The organism is Achromobacter sp. D10 (assembly GCF_035282245.1).
GTDB classification, from domain to species: Bacteria; Pseudomonadota; Gammaproteobacteria; order Burkholderiales; family Burkholderiaceae_B; genus Achromobacter; species Achromobacter insolitus.
Genome location: NZ_JAYJLE010000001.1, coordinates 1,220,155 through 1,238,480 on the forward strand (window position 1 = coordinate 1,220,155; position 18,326 = coordinate 1,238,480).

General features: G+C 66.8%; 15 protein-coding genes. 10 read left to right on the plus strand and 5 right to left on the minus strand.

Features of this window, described 5'->3' with window-relative positions; all coding sequences use genetic code 11:
• Positions 1-81 precede the first annotated feature (81 nt).
• Both VCS63_RS05860 and VCS63_RS05865 read left to right on the plus strand, forming a co-directional pair.
• Positions 82-1,017, plus strand: a complete 936-nt coding sequence (locus VCS63_RS05860) for a LysR substrate-binding domain-containing protein (protein WP_042795421.1) — start codon at positions 82-84, stop codon at positions 1,015-1,017.
• Positions 1,017-1,562 carry a hypothetical protein gene (locus VCS63_RS05865; protein WP_063639397.1) on the plus strand — a complete coding sequence of 182 codons (546 nt, stop codon included), beginning with the start codon at positions 1,017-1,019 and terminating at the stop codon, positions 1,560-1,562. The genes VCS63_RS05860 and VCS63_RS05865 overlap by 1 nt, the downstream gene beginning before the upstream one ends.
• Before the next feature lie 178 nt (positions 1,563-1,740).
• Here the strand turns inward: VCS63_RS05865 and VCS63_RS05870 are convergent, their stop codons facing one another.
• The 3 genes from VCS63_RS05870 to VCS63_RS05880 form a co-directional block, all read right to left on the minus strand.
• On the minus strand, positions 1,741-3,219 hold the full coding sequence (locus VCS63_RS05870; protein ID WP_042795420.1) for an efflux transporter outer membrane subunit: 1,479 nt from the start codon (positions 3,217-3,219) through the stop codon (positions 1,741-1,743).
• A gap of 75 nt (positions 3,220-3,294) precedes the next feature.
• The gene (locus VCS63_RS05875; RefSeq protein WP_063639399.1) at positions 3,295-6,510 is read right to left on the minus strand and encodes an efflux RND transporter permease subunit; all 3,216 of its coding nucleotides are present in this window, start codon (positions 6,508-6,510) and stop codon (positions 3,295-3,297) included.
• A gap of 25 nt (positions 6,511-6,535) precedes the next feature.
• Positions 6,536-7,732, minus strand: a complete 1,197-nt coding sequence (locus VCS63_RS05880) for an efflux RND transporter periplasmic adaptor subunit (RefSeq protein ID WP_082884481.1) — start codon at positions 7,730-7,732, stop codon at positions 6,536-6,538.
• Between the two features lie 384 nt (positions 7,733-8,116).
• Between VCS63_RS05880 and VCS63_RS05885 the strand changes: the two genes are divergently transcribed.
• The 3 genes from VCS63_RS05885 to VCS63_RS05895 all read left to right on the plus strand — a co-directional run bounded on the left by VCS63_RS05885 (position 8,117) and on the right by VCS63_RS05895 (position 11,355).
• On the plus strand, positions 8,117-9,184 hold the full coding sequence (locus VCS63_RS05885) for a LysR family transcriptional regulator (protein WP_042795419.1): 1,068 nt from the start codon (positions 8,117-8,119) through the stop codon (positions 9,182-9,184).
• 150 nt (positions 9,185-9,334) lie between these two features.
• Positions 9,335-10,435: an AI-2E family transporter gene (locus tag VCS63_RS05890; protein ID WP_042795418.1), complete on the plus strand. Its 1,101-nt coding sequence runs from the start codon at positions 9,335-9,337 to the stop codon at positions 10,433-10,435.
• 146 nt (positions 10,436-10,581) lie between these two features.
• Complete coding sequence (locus VCS63_RS05895) at positions 10,582-11,355, plus strand: phytanoyl-CoA dioxygenase family protein (protein WP_149063572.1); 774 nt, start codon at positions 10,582-10,584, stop codon at positions 11,353-11,355.
• Positions 11,356-11,357: 2 nt separating this feature from the next.
• On the opposite strand, the gene VCS63_RS05900 is transcribed toward VCS63_RS05895, so the two are convergent.
• Complete coding sequence (locus tag VCS63_RS05900; RefSeq protein ID WP_323878851.1) at positions 11,358-12,776, minus strand: MFS transporter; 1,419 nt, start codon at positions 12,774-12,776, stop codon at positions 11,358-11,360.
• Between the two features lie 151 nt (positions 12,777-12,927).
• Here VCS63_RS05900 and VCS63_RS05905 point away from each other — a divergent pair, with 151 nt between their 5' ends.
• From VCS63_RS05905 to VCS63_RS05920, 4 genes are all read left to right on the plus strand, one after another.
• Complete coding sequence (locus VCS63_RS05905; RefSeq protein WP_063961547.1) at positions 12,928-13,818, plus strand: helix-turn-helix transcriptional regulator; 891 nt, start codon at positions 12,928-12,930, stop codon at positions 13,816-13,818.
• 91 nt (positions 13,819-13,909) lie between these two features.
• Entirely contained in the window at positions 13,910-14,803 is an 894-nt protein-coding gene (locus VCS63_RS05910; protein WP_323878853.1) for a DMT family transporter, read from the plus strand.
• Between the two features lie 63 nt (positions 14,804-14,866).
• On the plus strand, positions 14,867-15,622 hold the full coding sequence (locus VCS63_RS05915) for a PadR family transcriptional regulator (protein WP_063961549.1): 756 nt from the start codon (positions 14,867-14,869) through the stop codon (positions 15,620-15,622).
• Between the two features lie 22 nt (positions 15,623-15,644).
• Positions 15,645-16,460 (plus strand): siderophore-interacting protein, encoded by an 816-nt coding sequence (locus VCS63_RS05920; protein WP_323878856.1) that lies wholly within the window; start codon positions 15,645-15,647, stop codon positions 16,458-16,460.
• A 14-nt stretch (positions 16,461-16,474) separates the two neighbouring features.
• Here the strand turns inward: VCS63_RS05920 and VCS63_RS05925 are convergent, their stop codons facing one another.
• Complete coding sequence (locus VCS63_RS05925) at positions 16,475-17,353, minus strand: LysR family transcriptional regulator (RefSeq protein WP_042795411.1); 879 nt, start codon at positions 17,351-17,353, stop codon at positions 16,475-16,477.
• A gap of 103 nt (positions 17,354-17,456) precedes the next feature.
• Between VCS63_RS05925 and VCS63_RS05930 the strand changes: the two genes are divergently transcribed.
• Positions 17,457-18,317 carry an isocitrate lyase/PEP mutase family protein gene (locus tag VCS63_RS05930; RefSeq protein WP_042795410.1) on the plus strand — a complete coding sequence of 287 codons (861 nt, stop codon included), beginning with the start codon at positions 17,457-17,459 and terminating at the stop codon, positions 18,315-18,317.
• The last annotated feature ends 9 nt before the right edge of the window (positions 18,318-18,326 follow it).

An 18,326-nucleotide genomic window follows, 5' to 3' on the forward strand; every position in this document is an offset into this window, starting at 1 on the left:
GCGGAACGAGCTATGTGTTTTGAAATGAAATTATCTTATTATCCATATCAATAAGAATATACATACGAGACGAGGGCCTGCATGGACTGGACCCACCGGCTGCGCTTGCGCAACCTGAAAATGCTCCTCAGCCTGGCCCAGACCCGCAACATCAGCCATTCGGCGGCGATGCTCAATACGACGCAGCCGGGCTTGTCCAAGTGGCTGAAGGATCTGGAAGACGACATCGGGCTGCCGCTGTTCGAACGGCACGCGCGCGGCTTGCGGCCCACGCCGCACGGCGACGTGCTGATTGCGCATGCCCAGCGGGTGGAGGCGCAGCTGGATCGCGCCAGCGCGGACATGGCGGCGCTGCGCGAGGGCGGCGGCGGGCGGGTAGTGATCGGCGCGTCCGGCGCGTCGGCCTCGGACACGGTGCCGCTGGCGGTGATGAAGCTATTGGAGCGCATGCCGCAGGCGCGCGTGAAGCTGGTGGAGGGCACTACCGACTTGTTGCTGGCGCAATTGGCGCAGGGCGACCTGGATATCGTGGTGGGGCGTTCGGCGCCCGAGCACCACGATCCCGCGATCCGCTTCGAGGCGCTGTACCTGGAACCCATCCATTTGGTGGCGCGGCCGCGGCATCCCCTGTTCGCGATCGAGCAGCCGTCCTGGCAGGATCTGTTGTCCTACCGCTGGATCCTGTGGCCCAAGGGCACGCCCATCCGCAATGCGGTGGACGCGGCGCTCGCGGCGGCGGGACAGGCGCCGCCGCCGGACCATGTCGAGTCCAACTCGGTGACCATCAATCTCACGCTGATCAACAACAGCGACATGATCGGAGTGGCTTCCCACCGCGCGGCGCTGCGGTTTTCGCAGATGCGGGCGATGCGGATCATTCCGGTGCGGCTGTCCGGATTCGGATCGGTGGCGATGTATTGGCGCGAAGACCCGTTCCGTCCGATCGCGGTGCAGGAGGCGATGGCGGCATTGCGGAACACGGTGGCCGAACACGCGCCGGGCGCGGCGAGGGCGTGATGGAGGCGCCGCGGGCGGGGCTGAACGCGTTGATCGCGCAGTGCCGCAAGCTGGAAGCCGCGCTGCCGGAGCGGGACGAACCCGCCATGTCGGCGGCGATGCATCGTTTCGTGGCGGCCATGGACGCGCGGCGCGCGCCGCCGGGAATGTGGTCGCCGCTGGTGCTGGCGGTGCTGGTAATGACGGGTGGAATCGGCGTGGGGATAGGGGTGCTGAGCCTGCTGCTGCGAGGTGCCGGCCCTGCGTTGGCGGCATTTGCGCTGGTGCTGGTTTGTGCACTGACCGCGCTGGCGCTGGCTATCGGGGTGGTGGCGTTCATGGGCGGGCACGCGTTCGGGCTGGTGGTGCTGAAGCGGCTGGCCTTGGGGCTGATTGCCGTCGGCTTTCTGGGAGTGATTGCCTGGACGCAGGGGGATGTGCGGGCGGTAGGGCCGGTGGTCGCCTTGCTCGGCGGGCTGGGGGCTTGGTTGGTGCTCAATAGCAATGGGTTTTATGTGTTTGCTGGCTATCAGATGGCTCGGAGGTATATGGAGCGGCGGGGGTGATGGTTTGGTTTGATTGTTGAGGCATCTGTGGGCCCCCCCGGGTTGAAACTTCACGGGCGCTGGGGCGGGTGGTGTGCTTGGCTTTCTGGCCACGGTCGGTGGCGTGTCATGCGGGCCCCGCCCCAGGCCTGCCGCGCGGGCGGCCTTTTGGGGCTTAGGCTTTTTCTTGCGATTGCGCTTACTTCGCCGCCACCGTCTCCGGCGGCACGGGGTTTTCCCAGCCGCCGCCGATAGCGCGGATCAGGCCTACGGCCGAACGCGCTTGTTCGCCACTGAGCTGCACGGCGACGCGTTGCTGCAGCAGCACGCTGCGGTCGGCTTCGATTACGTCGAGGTAGCTGATGGAGCCTTCTCGATACTGCGTATGCGAAAGCTTGGCGGCGCGGGCGGCGGCGTCGACGGCGGCGTCTTGCGCCTTGGTCTGGTCGGCCAGGATGCGCAGATTGGCCAAGTTGTCCTCCACTTCGCGGAAGGCATTCAGCACGGTCTGGCGGTAGACGGCGACATCTTCTTCATAAACGGCTCGGGCGCGGTCCAGGCCGGCCTGGCGGCGGCCGCCGTCGAAGATGGGCATGGACAGCGCGGCGCCGACCAGCGGACCCAGCAGGAAGGTGCGGCTGGACCACTGGAACAGGTTGCCGAGTTCCGATGACTCGTAGCCGAAGGCACCGGTGATGTCCAGGCGCGGGAAGAAGGCGGACTTGGCCGCGCCCACGCGGGCGTTGGCGGCGGCCATGGCGCGTTCAGCGGCAGCAATGTCGGGACGGCGTTCCAGCAGCGTGGACGGCAGGCCGGCCGGGATGGACAGGGCGACCTTCTGGATAGGTTGCTCGGGCATGGCGAAGTCCGCGGGCGCGCGGCCCAGCAACACGGCCAGGGCGTGTTCGGAGGCGGCGCGGCGGCGGTCGATGCCCAGGGCCTCGGACTGCGCGCTGGCGAGTTCGGCCTTGGCGCGAGCCAGGTCGAGTTCGCTGATGTCGCCGGCATCGTAGCGGCGCTGGATCAACTGGAGGGTGTCGGTGCGCAGCTTGACTGTCTGGCGGTAGAGCTGCGATTCGGCGTCCTGTTCGCGGACCAGGAAGTAGGTGGTGGCGACGTCGGCTTGCAACGCCAGCAAGACGGAACGGTACAGCGCTTCGCTTTGCTGCGCGTCGGCGCTGGCGGCGTCATAGGTGGAGGCTACTCGGCCGAACAGGTCGGCCTCGTAGGACACGGCGCCTTGGGCGCGCCAAGTCGTCACCGGGCTGGTCGAGGTGCCGTCGGGCAGCCCCTGCGACACGGCCGAGGGGCGCTGCCGGTTGGGGCCGAAGGCGGCGTCCAGGTTGGGGAAGAAGCCTGCGCGGGCCTCGCGCTGCAACGCGCGGGACTGGGTCAGGCGGGCAGCTGCGGCCTGGAGGTTCTGGTTGGCCTTCTGGGCTTCTTCCTGCAACTGGTTCAGGCCTTCGTCGCCGAACACTTTCCACCAGGCGCCGCGCAGCGCGTCTTCCGACGGCTCGGCGGTTTTCCAGGTGCCGGCTTCGGAGGCGGGCAGGGCGGCTTCCTTGAATGCCGCGGGGACCGCGGCCGAAGGCCGTTCGTAGGTGGGGCCCACCGCGCAGCCGGCCAGCACGAGCAGGACGGCAAGCAGGGCGGAACCGCGGGTAAGTCTTTTGATCATGATGACTATTCTCTTGTGGGCGCCTCCCGCCGCCGGGGCGGGAGGCGCTGGCTATGCTATTTCCGGCCCGCGGGGTCAGGCGTTGTGCTGCGTGGCGGGCGGCGCATTCGGGTCCAGGTGCGGCATGCACACCGGAGCTTCGTGCGGCGCGGCGGAGTGCAGCTTCTTGCCGCCCAGCGTGCGCAGCAGCACATAGAACACCGGAGTCAGGAACAGGCCGAACAGGGTCACGCCCAACATGCCGAAGAACACGGCCACCCCCATGGCGTGGCGCATTTCAGAGCCGGCGCCCGAGGACAGCACCAGCGGCACCACGCCCATGATGAACGCGATGGACGTCATCAGGATGGGGCGCAGGCGCAGGCGGCTGGCTTCGATGGCGGCTTCCAGCGGACCGCGGCCATTCATCTCCAGTTCGCGGGCGAATTCCACGATAAGAATCGCGTTCTTTGCCGACAGGCCCACCAGCACCATCAAGCCGATCTGCGTGAAGATGTTGTTGTCGTTGCCGGTCAGGTAGACCCCCGTCAGCGCGGCCAGGATGCTCATCGGCACGATCAGGATCACGGCCAGCGGCAAGGTCAGGCTTTCGTACAGCGCGGCCAGCACCAGGAACACCAGCAGCACACTGATGGGGAACACCCACAGGCCGGCGTTGCCTGCCAGGATCTGCTGGTAGGTCAGGTCGGTCCATTCCATCTTCATGCCGCGCGGCAGGGTCTCGGCGGCCACGCGTTCGGCCGCGGCCTGGGCCTGGTCGGATGAGTAGCCCGGTGCCGGGCCGCCGTTGATGTCGGCGGCGGTGTAGCCGTTGTAGCGCACCACCATTTCCGGCCCGAAGGTCTGGTTGACGGTGACCAGCGAGGACAGCGGCACCATTTCGCCGGCGACGTTGCGGGTCTTGAGCTGCAGGATGTCGTCGGCGTGCGCGCGGAATTGCGCGTCCGCCTGCGCCCGCACCTGGAAGACGCGGCCGAAACGGTTGAAGTCGTTGACGTACATCGAGCCCAGGTAGATCTGCATGGTGTCGAACACTTCCGTCACCGGCACGCCCAACTGCTTGGCCTTGACGCGGTCCAGGTCCACGTCCAGCTGCGGCACGTTGATCTCGTAGCTGGAGAAAGCCGGGCCGAGCTCGGGGGTCTGGCGAGCCTTGGCCAGGAAGGCAGCCTTGGCACGGTCCAGCTCGGCGTAGCCGGCGGCGCTGCGGTCTTCGATCTGGAACTTGAAGCCGCCCAGGGTGCCCAGGCCCATGACGGGCGGCGGCGGGAACACGGCGATGAACGCATCCTGGATGGCGGCGAACTTCTGGTTCAGCGAGCCCGCGATGGCATTGCCCGACAGCGCGGCGCCCTTGCGCTCGTTGAAGGGCTTGAGCATCACGAACACGATGCCGGCGCTGGAGCTGTTGGTGAAGCCGTTGATCGACAGGCCCGGGAAGGCGATGGCGCTTTGCACGCCGGGTTCCTGCAGGGCGATATCGCTCATGCGGCGGATCACGGCGTCGGTGCGGTCCAGCGAGGCGCCGTTGGGCAGCTGGGTGAAGCCGATCAGGTATTGCTTGTCCTGCGCCGGCACGAAGCCGCCGGGCACCAGGTAGGAAATGCCGATGGTCGCGGCCACCAGCACGGCGTACACGCCCATGGCGCCCGCCTTGCGGCGGATCACGCTGGACACGCCCGTGCCGTAGGACTCGGAAGCGCGGCCGAACATGTTGTTGAACCAGTTGAAGAAGCGGCCGAAGACGCGGTTCATGCCGCGGGTCAGCCAGTCCGGCTTCTCGTGGTGGCCCTTGAGCAGGATGGCGGACAGGGCCGGCGACAGGGTCAGCGAGTTAAAGGCCGAGATCACCGTCGAGATGGCGATGGTCATGGCGAACTGCTTGTAGAACTGGCCGGTCAGGCCCGTCATGAAGGCCAGGGGCACGAACACCGCGCACAGCGTCAGCGCAATGGCGATGATGGGGCCGCTGACTTCGCGCATGGCGCGATAGGTCGCGTCGCGTGGACTCAATCCTGCCGCGATGTTGCGTTCGACGTTCTCCACCACCACGATGGCGTCGTCCACCACGATGCCGATGGCCAGCACCATGCCGAAGAGCGACAGCGCATTGATGGAATAGCCGAAGATCAAGAGCAGCGCGAAGGTGCCGACGATGGACACCGGCACGGCCAGCAGCGGAATGATGGACGCGCGCCAGGTCTGCAGGAACAGGATCACCACCAGCACCACCAGCGCGATCGCTTCCAGCAGCGTGTGAACCACCGCCTCGATACTGGCGCTGACGAACTGGGTGGGGTCGTACTCGATGCGGTACTCGACGCCCGGGGGGAAATCCTGGGCGAGTTCGGCCATGGCCGCGCGCACCTTGGTGGACACGTCCAGCGCGTTGGCGCCGGGCGATTGCATGATGCCCATGCCCACCGCCTGCTTGTTGTCCAGCAGCGAGCGCAGGCCATATTCCTGCGCGTCGAGTTCGACGCGCGCCACGTCCGACAGATGCGTGACCGCACCGTCCGGCGAGGTCTTCAGGATGATGTCGCGGAACTCTTCCTCGGTCTGCAGGCGGCCGCGCGCGTTCACGTTCAGTTGCAGCGGCACGTCGCCCAGCGTGGGCGAGGCGCCGATGACGCCGGCGGCGACCTGCACGTTCTGTTCGCGGATGGCGTTGACGACTTCGGTGGCGGTCATGCCGCGCTGGGCGACCTTCTGCGGGTCCAGCCAGACGCGCATGGAGTAGTTGCCCGAGCCCCACACCGTCACTTCGCCCACGCCCGTGATGCGGGCCAGGCGGTCCTTCACGTTGAGGATGGCGTAGTTGCGCAGGTAGGTGATGTCGTAGCGGTCGTTGGGCGAGATCAGGTGCACCACCAGCGTCAGCGTGGGCGAGCTCTTGGCCGTGGTCACGCCCAGTCGCTGCACGTCCGGCGGCAGGCGCGGCAGCGCTTGCGACACGCGGTTCTGCACCAGCTGCTGGGCCTTGTCGGGATCCACGCCCAGCTTGAAGTTCACCGTCAGCGTCAGGTTGCCGTCGCTATTGGCCTGCGACTGCATGTACAGCATGTCCTCGACGCCGTTGATGGACTCCTCCAGCGGCGAGGCCACGGTTTCGGCGATGACCTTGGGGTTGGCGCCCGGATACTGCGCGCGCACCACCACCGACGGCGGCACCACTTCCGGGTACTCGGAAATGGGCAGCTGGAACATGGCCAGTATGCCCGCCAGCAACACCAGGATCGAAAGCACGCCGGCGAAGATCGGCCGGTCGATGAAGAATTTCGAGATATTCATGGACGTTCTCGTTAGACGCGCCGGCTCAGTTCAGGGCAGCCGAAGCGGTCTTGACCGGGTTGCGTTGGGCCGCAACCATGGGGACGACGGTGGGCGTCACGGCATCGCCGGGACGGATGCGCTGCAGGCCGTTGACGACGATGCGCTCGCCGGCGGCCAGGCCGGAATCGACCACGCGCAGGCCTTCCTGGTTGGCGCCCAGCTTCACCTGGCGGTAGACGGCATGGTTTTTATCGTCCAGCACCAGCACATAGCGCTTGTCCTGATCCGTGCCGATGGCCTTTTCGTCGATCAGCACGGCCTGACGCGGTTCGCTGCCGCCCAGGCGCACGCGGGCGTACAGGCCGGGCAGCAGCAGGCCATCGCTGTTGTCGAATTCGGCCCGCACACGGATCGTGCCGGAGGTCGTGTCCAGGCGGTTGTCCACCGACTGCACGACGCCGGTACGCGAATAGCCTTCCTCGTTGGCCAGGCCCAGCTCAACGGGCACGGAACCGGCACGGCCATTGCGCGCGGGGTTCACGTAGCGCAGGAAGGTCTGTTCGTCGACGTCGAAGGACGCGTACATCTTGGATACCGATACCAGCCGGGTCAGGGGCACCGATGCGGCGCCGGCGGCCACCACGTTGCCCACGGTGACCTCGGCGCGGGATACGCGGCCGGAAACGGGCGCCTCGATGCGGGTGTAGCCGAGGTTCAGCTTGGCGTAGTCCAACGCGGCTTGCGCGCCCTGCAGATTGGCGGCCGCCTCGCGCGCGGCGTTCTGCTTTTCCTCGAAATCGCGGCGGGCGATGGCGTTGTCGGTCAGCAGGCGCTGGCCGCGGGCCAGTTCGCTGGCGGTGTACGAGGCGCGGGCGCGGGCGGCGGTCAGGGCGGCGGCGGCGCGGTCCACCTCGGCGGCATAGGGGCGGGGGTCGATGGTGAACAGCACGTCGCCCTTCTTGACGATGCTGCCGTCCTGGAAGTGCACGGCGGTGAGGGTGCCAGATACCAGCGGGCGGATGTCGACGCGGTCGATGGCTTCCAGGCGGCCGGAGTAACGCTGCCAGTCCACAATGGTCTTGTTCAGGACCTCGGCCACCTCGACCGGCGGGGCGGCGGGGGCGGTTTGCGCCTGGGCGGCGTTGGCGCCTGCGGGGGCGCGGAACAGGGCGTATCCGCCACCGGCGGCGATGACGGCTGCAAATACGGCGAGCACAGCAATACGATTGCGCGAAACCATGATGTTTCCTTGAGAAATGATGGGGCGAAAGCGCGCTTGCCTGTGAGAGCCTGGGGGCGGGAGGCGGCTGTGGCGGTCCAGGGCAGGCCTGTCCTGAGGACCCGGCGTAAATGCTGCGATGCAACATGCAATACTGCTGCGCATCCCAGGCAAAGGCGCCTGATCGGGGCGGGTCTTTGCAGTTACCGGAATCTGAGGGTAGGCATGCCCTTTGGCGGCGCCTGGCGGCAAGGGCACTTCAAGATGGTTTGCATTCTGAGCGGTTTACGGGGTCGGATAAACCCGTATGTTTCGGCAACACTAGTCGCCAAGATCGACTAATCAACGTCGAAATCGGGTTATGCTCCGTCCACACCGACTATTTCCCCAAAGGACACCGTCGCCATGGACCGTTTTCAGGCTATGCAGGTGTTTGTGCGCGTCGTGGACGCCAATAGCTTCACCCGGGCGGCCGACAGCCTCTCGCTCCCGCGCACCACCGTTACCACCATCATTCAGAACCTGGAGCGCCTGCTGGGCGTGCGCCTGCTCAATCGCACGACGCGCCGGATCGGCCTGACGCCGGACGGCGCCGGCTATTACCAGCACTGCGTGCGCATTCTCGCGGACGTCGAGGAAACCGAGGCCTGCTTCCAGGAAGCGGCCCTGCGTCTGAAGGGACGCTTGCGCATCGACGTGCCCACTTGCATCGGGCGGCTGATCCTGATCCCCTCATTGTGTGATTTCCACGACAAGTATCCCGACGTGGAACTGGTGCTGGGTCTGGGCGACCGTCCGGTGGACATGGTGCAGGAGGCCGTGGACTGCGTGATCCGCGCCGGCGACCTGGAGGATTCCAGCCTGGTCGCGCGCCGCATCGGTACCCTGCAGAGCGTGACCTGCGCCTCGCCCACCTATGTGGCGCGCCATGGCCTGCCGCAGAGCATCGACGAACTGCGCGACCACCACGCCGTGCACTATTTCTCCAGCCGCACCGGACGCAATTGCGCCTGGGATTTCCGGGTGGACGGTAAACACCAGGAAGTCGAAATGAAAGGCGTGGTGTCCGTGAACGAGTCCGGCGCCTACCTGGATTGCGGACTGAAAGGCTTTGGCCTGATCCAGACCCCGCGCTACATGGCGCTGCCGCATCTGCAGTCAGGCGAGCTCATCGAAGTGCTGCCGCAATGGAAGCCCAGCCCCACGGCGATTTCGGTGCTGTATCCGCAAAGCCGCCAGTTGTCGCCCAAGGTGCGCGCCTTCACCGATTGGGCCGCCGAGCTGTTCGCCAGCTGCCCGCTCTTGAGCGGCCGCGACGAGACCGACCCGGCCGCCGCCAGCTGCAGCGTTTATGCGCGCCAGATCAGCCAGGCAAGCACGCTGGCCTCGACTGCCCCCAAGCAGCCGGTTCTGGAATACATGCAGCCGCGCCGCCGCAGCGCCCGCGAAGAGGCCGCGGAATACGCTTTGTGAGCGTCTGGCGTGGGGGGCGGAACCGCCCTCCACCCAGGGGAACACGGGAAACCCCGTAGTAAATACAGGCCTTGTGTCCCTCGAATTGCATGAAACGTCTGTATAGTCCGACAGTCAAAGCCTACAACGCACTTACTGTCGATCCGCTCCATGCAGCCTGTACTACCCGCTTACCTGATCGCCCGTTGGCTTTTGTTGCTCGTGCTGTTGGCGGGGGTGTACTTCCTTAGCGGTTTCCTCGTCCCCGCGCTTGCGGCGCTCATCATCGGCCTGGCCAGTTGGCCGCTGTACCAACGCCTGGTCGCGCGTTGCGGCGGCCGCACTGCGCTGGCAGCCTCATTGGCGCTGCTGGTCGTGATCGTCGTGCTGATCGTGCCGATGTCGTTGGCGCTGTCCTACGCCATCAAGGAAGCCAGTGCGTTCTTCGCCTGGGCGATCGCGGCCAACCGCCACGGCGTGGCCGTGCCCAACTGGATCACCTCCATGCCCGTCGTGGGCGAGCGCCTGGGCCAGTACTGGGAAAACTATATCGGCCAGCCCCACGCGTTGGGCGCGCTGGTCGAGGCCGTCAGCGGCGAGCATCTGGGCAATATCTACCGCATGGTCCTGGCCGCCACGGGCAACGTGTTCCAGTTGCTGCTGACCGTCCTCTTCATGCTGATCACGCTGTTCTTCGTCTACAAGGACGGCATCCGCATGGTGGCGCAGCTGGACGTGCTGGGCGAACGCATCCTGCCCGCGCGGTGGCAACGGTTCTCGCGCGTGGTGCCGGCCACCATCAACTCCACCGTTACCGGCATGGGCCTGATCGCCCTGGGCGAAGGCGTGGTGCTGGGCATCGCCTATTGGGTGGCCGGCGTGCCATCGCCCGTGCTGCTGGGCGTGGTCACGGGCTTCATGGCCCTGATACCCGGCGGCGCGCCGTTGTCCTTCACCCTGGTGTCGCTGTACCTGGTGGGCTCCGGCCACCTGGTGGCGGGCATCGCGCTGATGGTCTGGGGCAGCGTGGAACTCTTCATCGTCGACAAGACCCTGCGCCCGCGGCTGGTGGGCGGGCCGGTCAAGCTGCCTTTCCTGCCGACCTTCTTCGGCCTGGTGGGGGGCGTCAAGACGATGGGCATCGTCGGGCTGTTCGTGGGGCCGGTGCTGATGGCCCTGCTGGTGGCGGTATGGCGCGAATGGGTGCACCACGAAGTACAGGAACGCGACGCCGCCCGCATCAATCCGCCCGCCCAGCCTCCGGCCGCTTGAATGCCATGCGCGCAGCGCGGGCTTGGCGCAAGCCCTGAGCGCGTTTTGGTAATCTAGCCGTCCCCGCGTATGCCGGCCCTGGTCCGGTGCGCGCCTGCGCATTCGCAGACGCTTTGCAGCTTACGCCGCGGGGTGTGAGGATCGAGATGTCCGGGTTGTTGCCTGATGATCAGATAGCCGTCCTGCGAGAGCAGGGCTTCGTGGTGGCGCGCCAGTTCGCCAGCCCGGAACAAGTATCGGCGCTGCGCGCCGTGGCCGAGCGCCATTTGCGCGAGCATATCGCGCCCATCGAATACGAAGCGGATCTGCGCTATCCCGGCGCGCCCGAATCGCGCGCCGCTGAAGGCGGGCTGACCGTGCGCCGCCTCCTGAACGCCTATGCCCGCGACCCGCTGTTCGCGCAATGGGCCACCGACACGCGCATAGGCCAGTGGCTGGGGCGCTACTTCGGTGAAACGCCCGTGCTGTCCACCGTGCACCACAACTGTGTGATGACCAAGCACCCCGCCTACGGCAGTCTCACGGGCTGGCACCAGGACATCCGCTATTGGTCGTTTTCCGACACGGACCTGGTGTCCTGTTGGCTGGCGCTGGGGCCGGAAACCCGCGCCAATGGCGGGTTGTCTTTCATCCCGGGGTCGCACGCGGCAGCTTTCGCGCCCGAGCAATACGACGAGCAGAAGTTCTTCCGCGACGACGCGCCCGGGAATGCCGAGTGGATCGCTCGCGCGGTCTGCCCCGAGTTGCAGGCGGGCGACGTGGTGTTCTTCCATTGCCGCACCTTGCACGCGGCCCAGGGCAATAGCAGCGACCGCGTGAAGCTGTCGGTGGTGCACACGTATCACCCGCAATCCTGCCATCCCGTGGCGGGCACGCGCTCGGCAAGCCAGCCGGGCGTGCCGCTCACGTCGATCGTCTGAACTTACGACGGCTCCCGGCCTGGGCCGGTCGCCCGCGCGCGCCGGCCCAGCCACCACAGGATGGCCGACGCAGCCAGGATCGCGGCAACGTTGAACTGCATGGCGCTGGCGAATGCGCGCGCATGCCGTTCTGCGGCGCTGACATCGGCATGCGCGGCCAGCGTGCCGGAAAACAGCAGGCCTGCGGCCGACACCCCCAGCGCCGCACCCACTTGCTGCAGAGTCGACACCACGCCCGCGGCCATGCCGGCCTGGCGGTCGTCCACCAGGCCCAGCGCCAGGTTCACCAGCGGCGTATTGACGGCGCCCTGGGCGGCGCCCAGCCACACCAGCGCCGGCAACAATGACCACGGGGCCAGACTCGCGCCGGCCGCATCCACCTGCAGCATCAACGTTGCCGTCGCGCCGCCGTACAACAGCGCGGCTACCGCGATGGCGCGCGTGCCGAAGCTTGCGACCAGGCGCGGCGCCGCCAGCGATCCCGCTACGAAGCCCACGCTGGCGGGCGCAAAGATCAGGCCCGCCGTCAGGGCGTCCAGCCCGAAGCCTGTCTGCACCAGCAGCGCGTAGCAAAGAAACATTGCGCTCGCGGTCGAGAACACCAGCATCACCAGCAGGCAACCCGCCGCGAAGCGCGGCTGGGCCAGCAAGGCCATGTCCACCAGCGGAGCGCCGCCGCGGGCGGCGATGCCGCGTTGCAGATGGACGAACAGCGCCAGCGTGGCAGCAGCCGCCACGCCGCAAGACACTGTCCATGCCGGCCAGTGCCGCGGCGGGCCTTCGATCAGTGCCAGCAGCAGCAAGGCCAGGCCGGCGCCCACCAGCGCCGCGCCGGGCCAGTCCATCGCGGCACTCGCAGGCTCGCGCGATTCCGGGATATGGCGCGCCAGCCGCCACGCCAGCAAGCCCAGCGGCACGTTGATCAGGAAGATGCTGCGCCATGCCAGGCCAAACAGGTCGGCATGAACGATCCAGCCGCCCAGCACCTGTCCGGCAATGGCCGCCAAGCCCAGGGTCATGCCCAATAGGCCGAACGCGCGGCGCCGCTCATGACCTTGATAGCTGACGCGGATCAGCGCGTACACCTGGGGAAACAGCATGGCCGCCGCCATGCCTTGCAGGATGCGCGCGGCGATCAGTGCGTCGGCCGTGGGGGCCAGTCCGCATAGCGCCGAGGCCAGCGCGAACGCGGCCATGCCCAGCATGAACAGTCGCCGCCGCCCGTGGCGGTCGCCCAGCCGGCTGCCGGCGATCAGGAATACGCCATAGGCCAATTCGTAGGCCGCGATGATGAAGCTGATCTGCGCGAAGCTGGCAGACAAGGTGGACTGCATGCTCGGTATGGCAACGTTTACGACGAACAGATCGAAGATCGTAATAAAGCCGCCGGACAGCAGCACGGCCAGGCCCAGCCGGCCCATCGCGGGCTGTGATTGGGCCCGGAGACCAGGGCGGAGGAGCGTCGAGGAAGTCATGGAAAGCGCCATCGGAGTCAGGATGAGCGCTATTCTGGAGAGGCTTTTAGCCTTATACAATTTAGCTGTTTATGCTATTACAACGTGCAATAGACTCATGACCGCGACTGAAGCCCCCAAGCGTCTGGAGCGCACCCGCGCCGACCTGTCCGAGTTCCTGCGCCTGCGCCGCGAACGGCTGACTCCCGCCCAACTCGGACTGCCCGCCGCGGGACGCAGGCGCACACCGGGATTGCGCCGCGAGGAAGTGGCCGCGTTGGCTGGCGTGGGCCTGGCCTGGTACACCTGGTTCGAACAAGGGCGCAACATCAGTGTGTCGGCCGGTTTTCTGGAAAACCTCGCGCGCGTCCTGAAACTGGACGCCGCAGAACGCCGGCACCTCTACCTGCTGGCGCACCAGCGTCCGCCGTCCGAACCGGGGCGCACATGGTGCACGGTGCCTGGGCAGGTGCGCCGCCTGATGGACGATCTGCCGGCGCGTCCCGCCTACATCCTGAACCTGCGCTGGGATGTCGTGGTGTGGAATGCCGCCGCGGACCGCGTGTTCAATTTTTCGGCGCAGGCGGCGGGGCGCAGAAACCTGTTGTGGATGTTGTTCGCGGACCCGGCGATGCGCGAACTGTTCGTGGACTGGCAGGCTCAAGCGCCCGCCATGCTTTCCACCTTCCGGCGTGATTTCGCCAGCGCGGGACAGGCGCCGGACGTGGCGGAACTGGTGGACGAACTCGAACGGGTGTCGCCGGACTTCAAGGCCCTGTGGCGCGTACACGATGTGCATGGGTCCTGCATGGGCCTGCGCAGCTTGCGGGTGCCTCCGCTGGGGGCCTTGGCGTTCGAGCATTCCACCTTGTCCGTGGACGAAAGCCGGCACTTGCGGCTGGTGGTCTATGCGCCGGCGCCGGATGAACCGAAGGCGGAGGCCTTTGAGCGCTGGCTCCGCACCCGCCAGGCTTCTCCGCCGCAATCCGGGCGTGGCACCAGGGAATAGGCGCGCCGTGGGTCTACGGACGCATGACGGCCGGCTCCTATAGTCGGGTCTTCTTCGTACTGCCGCGTCCTAGCGGACAGGCCTGCCGCTCATGTCCTCCAATGCGCTTTCCCGCCGCCATGCCCTGCTGCTGCTGTGCGTGGTGGTGCTGGCCTGGGGCTTCACCTGGATCGTCAACAAGTTGCTGCTGGACTACATGACGCCCATCTGGGCGGCGGCCGCGCGCAGCATCGTGGGCACTGCCGCGCTGCTGGCGCTGGGGCTGGCGCTGCGCCGCGTGGCGTGGCCGGTCAAGGTCGACATCCCCGTGATCCTCAGCGTGGGGCTGCTGCACATGGGCGCCTTTGCCGCGCTGGTCAGCCTGGGCATGTTGTACGTGCCGGCGGGCCGGTCGGCGGTGCTGGCCTACACCACGCCGTTGTGGGTGATCCCGGGAGCCTGGCTCTTCCTGGGCGAACCCGTCAGGCGCGCCAGGCGGGCAGGGCTGGTCCTGGGTCTGCTGGGCGTGCTCGTTATTTTCAATCCCCTGGCCTTCGACTGGAGCAACCGCGACGCGCTGTACGGCAATGGCCTGATCCTGCTGGCGGCGCTGTGCTGGGCGGCCAACATCGTCTATGTGCGCGCCCATCGTTGGGTGACTCCGCCCTTTGAATTGGCGCTTTGGCAGGCGCTGCTGGCTTCCGCCGCGTTGTGCATCGTGGCCTATGCCGCCGAAGGCGCGCCCCGGGTGGCTTGGGACGCGGACCTGGGTTGGCTGCTGGGCTATGCAGGCGTGTTCGGCATCGCGGTGGCCCACTGGGCCGCGGTGAACGTGAACCGGTCGTTGCCCGCGGGCGTCACGTCCATTGGACTGCTGGGTGTACCGGTATTCGGGCTGCTGTGTTCCGCCGTGGTCCTGCATGAGCCTGTCAACGCTTCGCTGTTGACGGGCATGGCGCTCATCGTGACCGGTATCGCCGCAGGGATGATCGAACGCCGCGCTTGACGCCCGGACGCTCACGGGTATATCGTAAGATATATATCGTAAGATACAAACCGGAGGTCAACCATGCGTGATGCCCAATTTCTTACCGCATTCGTGCGCCGTGCCCGCCAGAAGCAGCCGGGCCGCCACGGCCATTCCCATTCCCACGCACAACACCACCGCCACCATGGCGAGGGCCATGCGCACCATCAGCGCCACGCCGCCGCGGGCGGTGACTGGTTTTCGGGTCCTGGCGGCGAGCACGGCGAAGGCGGCGGCTTCGGGGGCGGCTTCGGCGACGACGGCCGCGCTTGGACCCGCAGCCGCAAGGTCTCTGCCGACGATCTGCAGCTCATGCTGCTGGGGTTGCTGGAAAAAAACCCCAGCCATGGCTACGAACTGATCAAGGCCCTCGGCGCGCTTAGCAACGGCTTCTACACGCCCAGCCCCGGCATGGTGTATCCCGCCCTGACCTATCTGGAAGAGCTGGGCTACGCCACGGTGGAACAAGAGGGCGCGAAAAAGCGCTATCACCTGGCGGAGCCGGGGCGCGTCCATCTGGAGGGCAACCGCGAACGCCTGGCGTTGATGTTCAACAAGCTCAAGCACGTGGCGCGCAAGATGGACTGGATGCGTCAGGCATGGAGCGGCCAGCCGCGCAGCGTCGGCCCGGAAGGCGAGGACACCGCCACCGGCTGGCTGCCGGAATTCGTGGCGGCGCGCCAGGAGCTCAAGCGCGCGCTGCTGGACCGCACCGATGCCTCACCCGCGGAGCAGCGGCGCATTGCGGCTATCCTGGCCCGCGCCACCGCGGAAATCACAGCCAAGAGCTGTTCCTGATGACCTCATTTCCGGAGTTCCCATGACCCGCAACGACCTGAATGTCGAACGCGTCCGCCACAACCTGAAGATGCGCACGCTGACCGTGGCCAATGTCGAGCGCATTGCCGGCCTGCTGGCCCGCATTACTTTCACTGGCGACGAGCTGGAGGACTTCGTGTCCGCCTCGTTCGACGACCACGTGAAGCTGTTTTTCCCTGCCGATCCTTCCTTGCCGCCGGTCCTGCCGGTCGCCAGCGCGGATGGCATCAAGTTTCCCGACGACGCGCCCAAGCCCGCCGCCCGCGACTACACGCCGCGCTATTTCGACGCGGCGCGCAAGGAACTCGTTATCGATTTCGTCCTGCACGGCGATGGTCCTGCCTCTACCTGGGCCGAACAGGCGCGGCCCGGCCAACTGCTGGGCATAGGCGGGCCGCGTGGCTCTTTCGTCGTGCCCAAGGGCTTCGACTGGCATGTGCTGATTGGCGACGAGACCGCGTTGCCCGCCATTGCGCGCCGCCTGGAAGAATTGCCGGCCACGACGCAGGCGCTGGTGGTGATCGAAGTGCCAGACGCCTCCAGCGAGATCCCGCTGGCGACCCAGGCGCAGGCTTCCGTACGCTGGCTGCACCGCAATGGCACGGCGGCCGGGTATAGCACCTTGCTGCTGGAAGCGGCGCGCGACCTGGTGTTGCCGCCTGGCGAAGGCTATGCCTGGGTTGCCGCGGAATCCGCGGCTGCCAAGGCCGTGCGGGAAATCATGGTGATGCAGCACGGCGTCGACAAGACCCGCATACGTGCCGCCAGCTATTGGAAGCGTGGCGCGGTGGCCGTGCACGAATCGCACGAAGGTTGATCCGCCACGAGCTTTCAGCCGCCCGCCAAGGCCAGCAGATTGCGCACGCGTCCGCCCGCGCCTTGCTGGCGCACCGCCAGGCCCAACACCGCGCGCGGCCAGTCCAGCGCGAAGGGGCGGTAGACGACGCCGTCAGGACGCAGATGGCGCAGCGACTCCGGTACGACGGCCACGCCCATGCCCGCTGCCACCAGATTCACGGCCGATGACAGTTGCGGCGCGCGTTGGCCGATCTGCGGATTCAGGCCATGTTGGCGGCAGGCCGCCATGATGTCGGCGCTGAGTCCGTAGCCCGACTTGCGTGAATACAGGATGAAGCGCTCCAGCTCCAGGTCCGCGGGCGCGAGCCGCTTGCGCCGCGCCAGCGGATGCCCCAGCGGCAGCGCCACCACCAGCGGCTCTTCCACCAATTGCGTGAACGCGAGGCCGCCATCAAGCGCGAAGGGCGGCCGCACGAAGGCCGCGTCGATCGCGCCGCTGCGCAGTTGCGCCACCAGCGTTTCACTATCCCCCTGCGAGAGTGTCATTTCCACGTCGGGATACCGCTGCCGGTATTGCCGGATCAGCTCGGTCACCACGCCGCTGAAAGACGCGGACTCCGTGAACCCCAACGTCAGCTCGCCGACTTCACCGCGGGCGGCGCGCTGCGCAGTCTGTACGGCGGCGTCCGCGCGCTGGAGGATGTCCTGGGCGCAGGCAAGAAAGGCGCGGCCGGCGTCGTTCAGCACGACACCCCGTCCGCTGCGGTCGAACAACGGCGTGCCGACTTCCTGTTCCAGCTGGCGGATCTGCTGCGACAGCGGCGGCTGAGCCATGCCCAGCTGTTCAGCGGCGCGCGTGAAGTGCTGGGCCTCGGCGGTGGCGACGAAATAGCGCAGGTGGCGCAGTTCCATATCTGTACTTTAAAAGTATTAATTATCTATTTTCCATATATTGGACATTCTATTGCGAGGCGCCGATCATGCATACATCGACGACCTCCGCAAAGGAATCCGCATGACTGCCCCCCTCAAATCCAGCACTTTGCTGCGCCAGCACCTGGCGCGTGACATTGTCGTGGCGCCCGGCGCCTATGACGGCATGTCAGCCCGCCTGGTGGCGGCCGCGGGCTTTTCCGCCGTCTACGCCAGTGGCGGGGCCATCGCGCGCGCCGCAGGCTATCCGGACATCGGTTTGTTGAGCTTTACCGAAGTGATGGACCGGGTTGAGAAGATCGTGGACGCCAGCGGCCTGCCGGTGGTGGCTGATGCCGATACCGGTTTTGGCGGGTCCGCCAACGTGGAGCGCACCGTGCGCATCATGGAACGGGCCGGCGTGGCCGCCTTCCATATCGAAGATCAGTCCTTCCCCAAGCGCTGCGGCCATCTGGATGACAAGAGCCTGGTGGACGCCGAGGAAATGTGCCGCAAGGTGCACATCGCGCGCCAGACCCTCAGCGATGCCGACGCCTTGGTCATCGCTCGCACCGATGCGATCGCCGTGGAAGGCTTCGAGGCCGCGCTGTCTCGCGCCGAACGCTACTTGAAGGCGGGCGCGGACATGATTTTCGTGGAGGCACCCGAGACGCTGGAGCAGATTCGCGCCATCGCCGAGCGCTTGCCGGGCCTGAAGCTCATCAATATGTTCTATGGCGGCAAGACGCCGCTCACTCCACTGGCCGACCTGGCGGCCATGGGTTACCGATTGGCGATCATACCGTCGGATCTGCAGCGCGCCGCCATCCACGCCATGCAGGCCACGCTCGCCGCGATCAGGCAGACAGGCGACAGCAGCGCGCTGTCCGATCAGCTCACCAGCTTCAAGGAGCGGGAAGAGATCGTACAGACGCGCCGCTATCTGGCGCTGGACGCGCAATAGGCGCGCGGC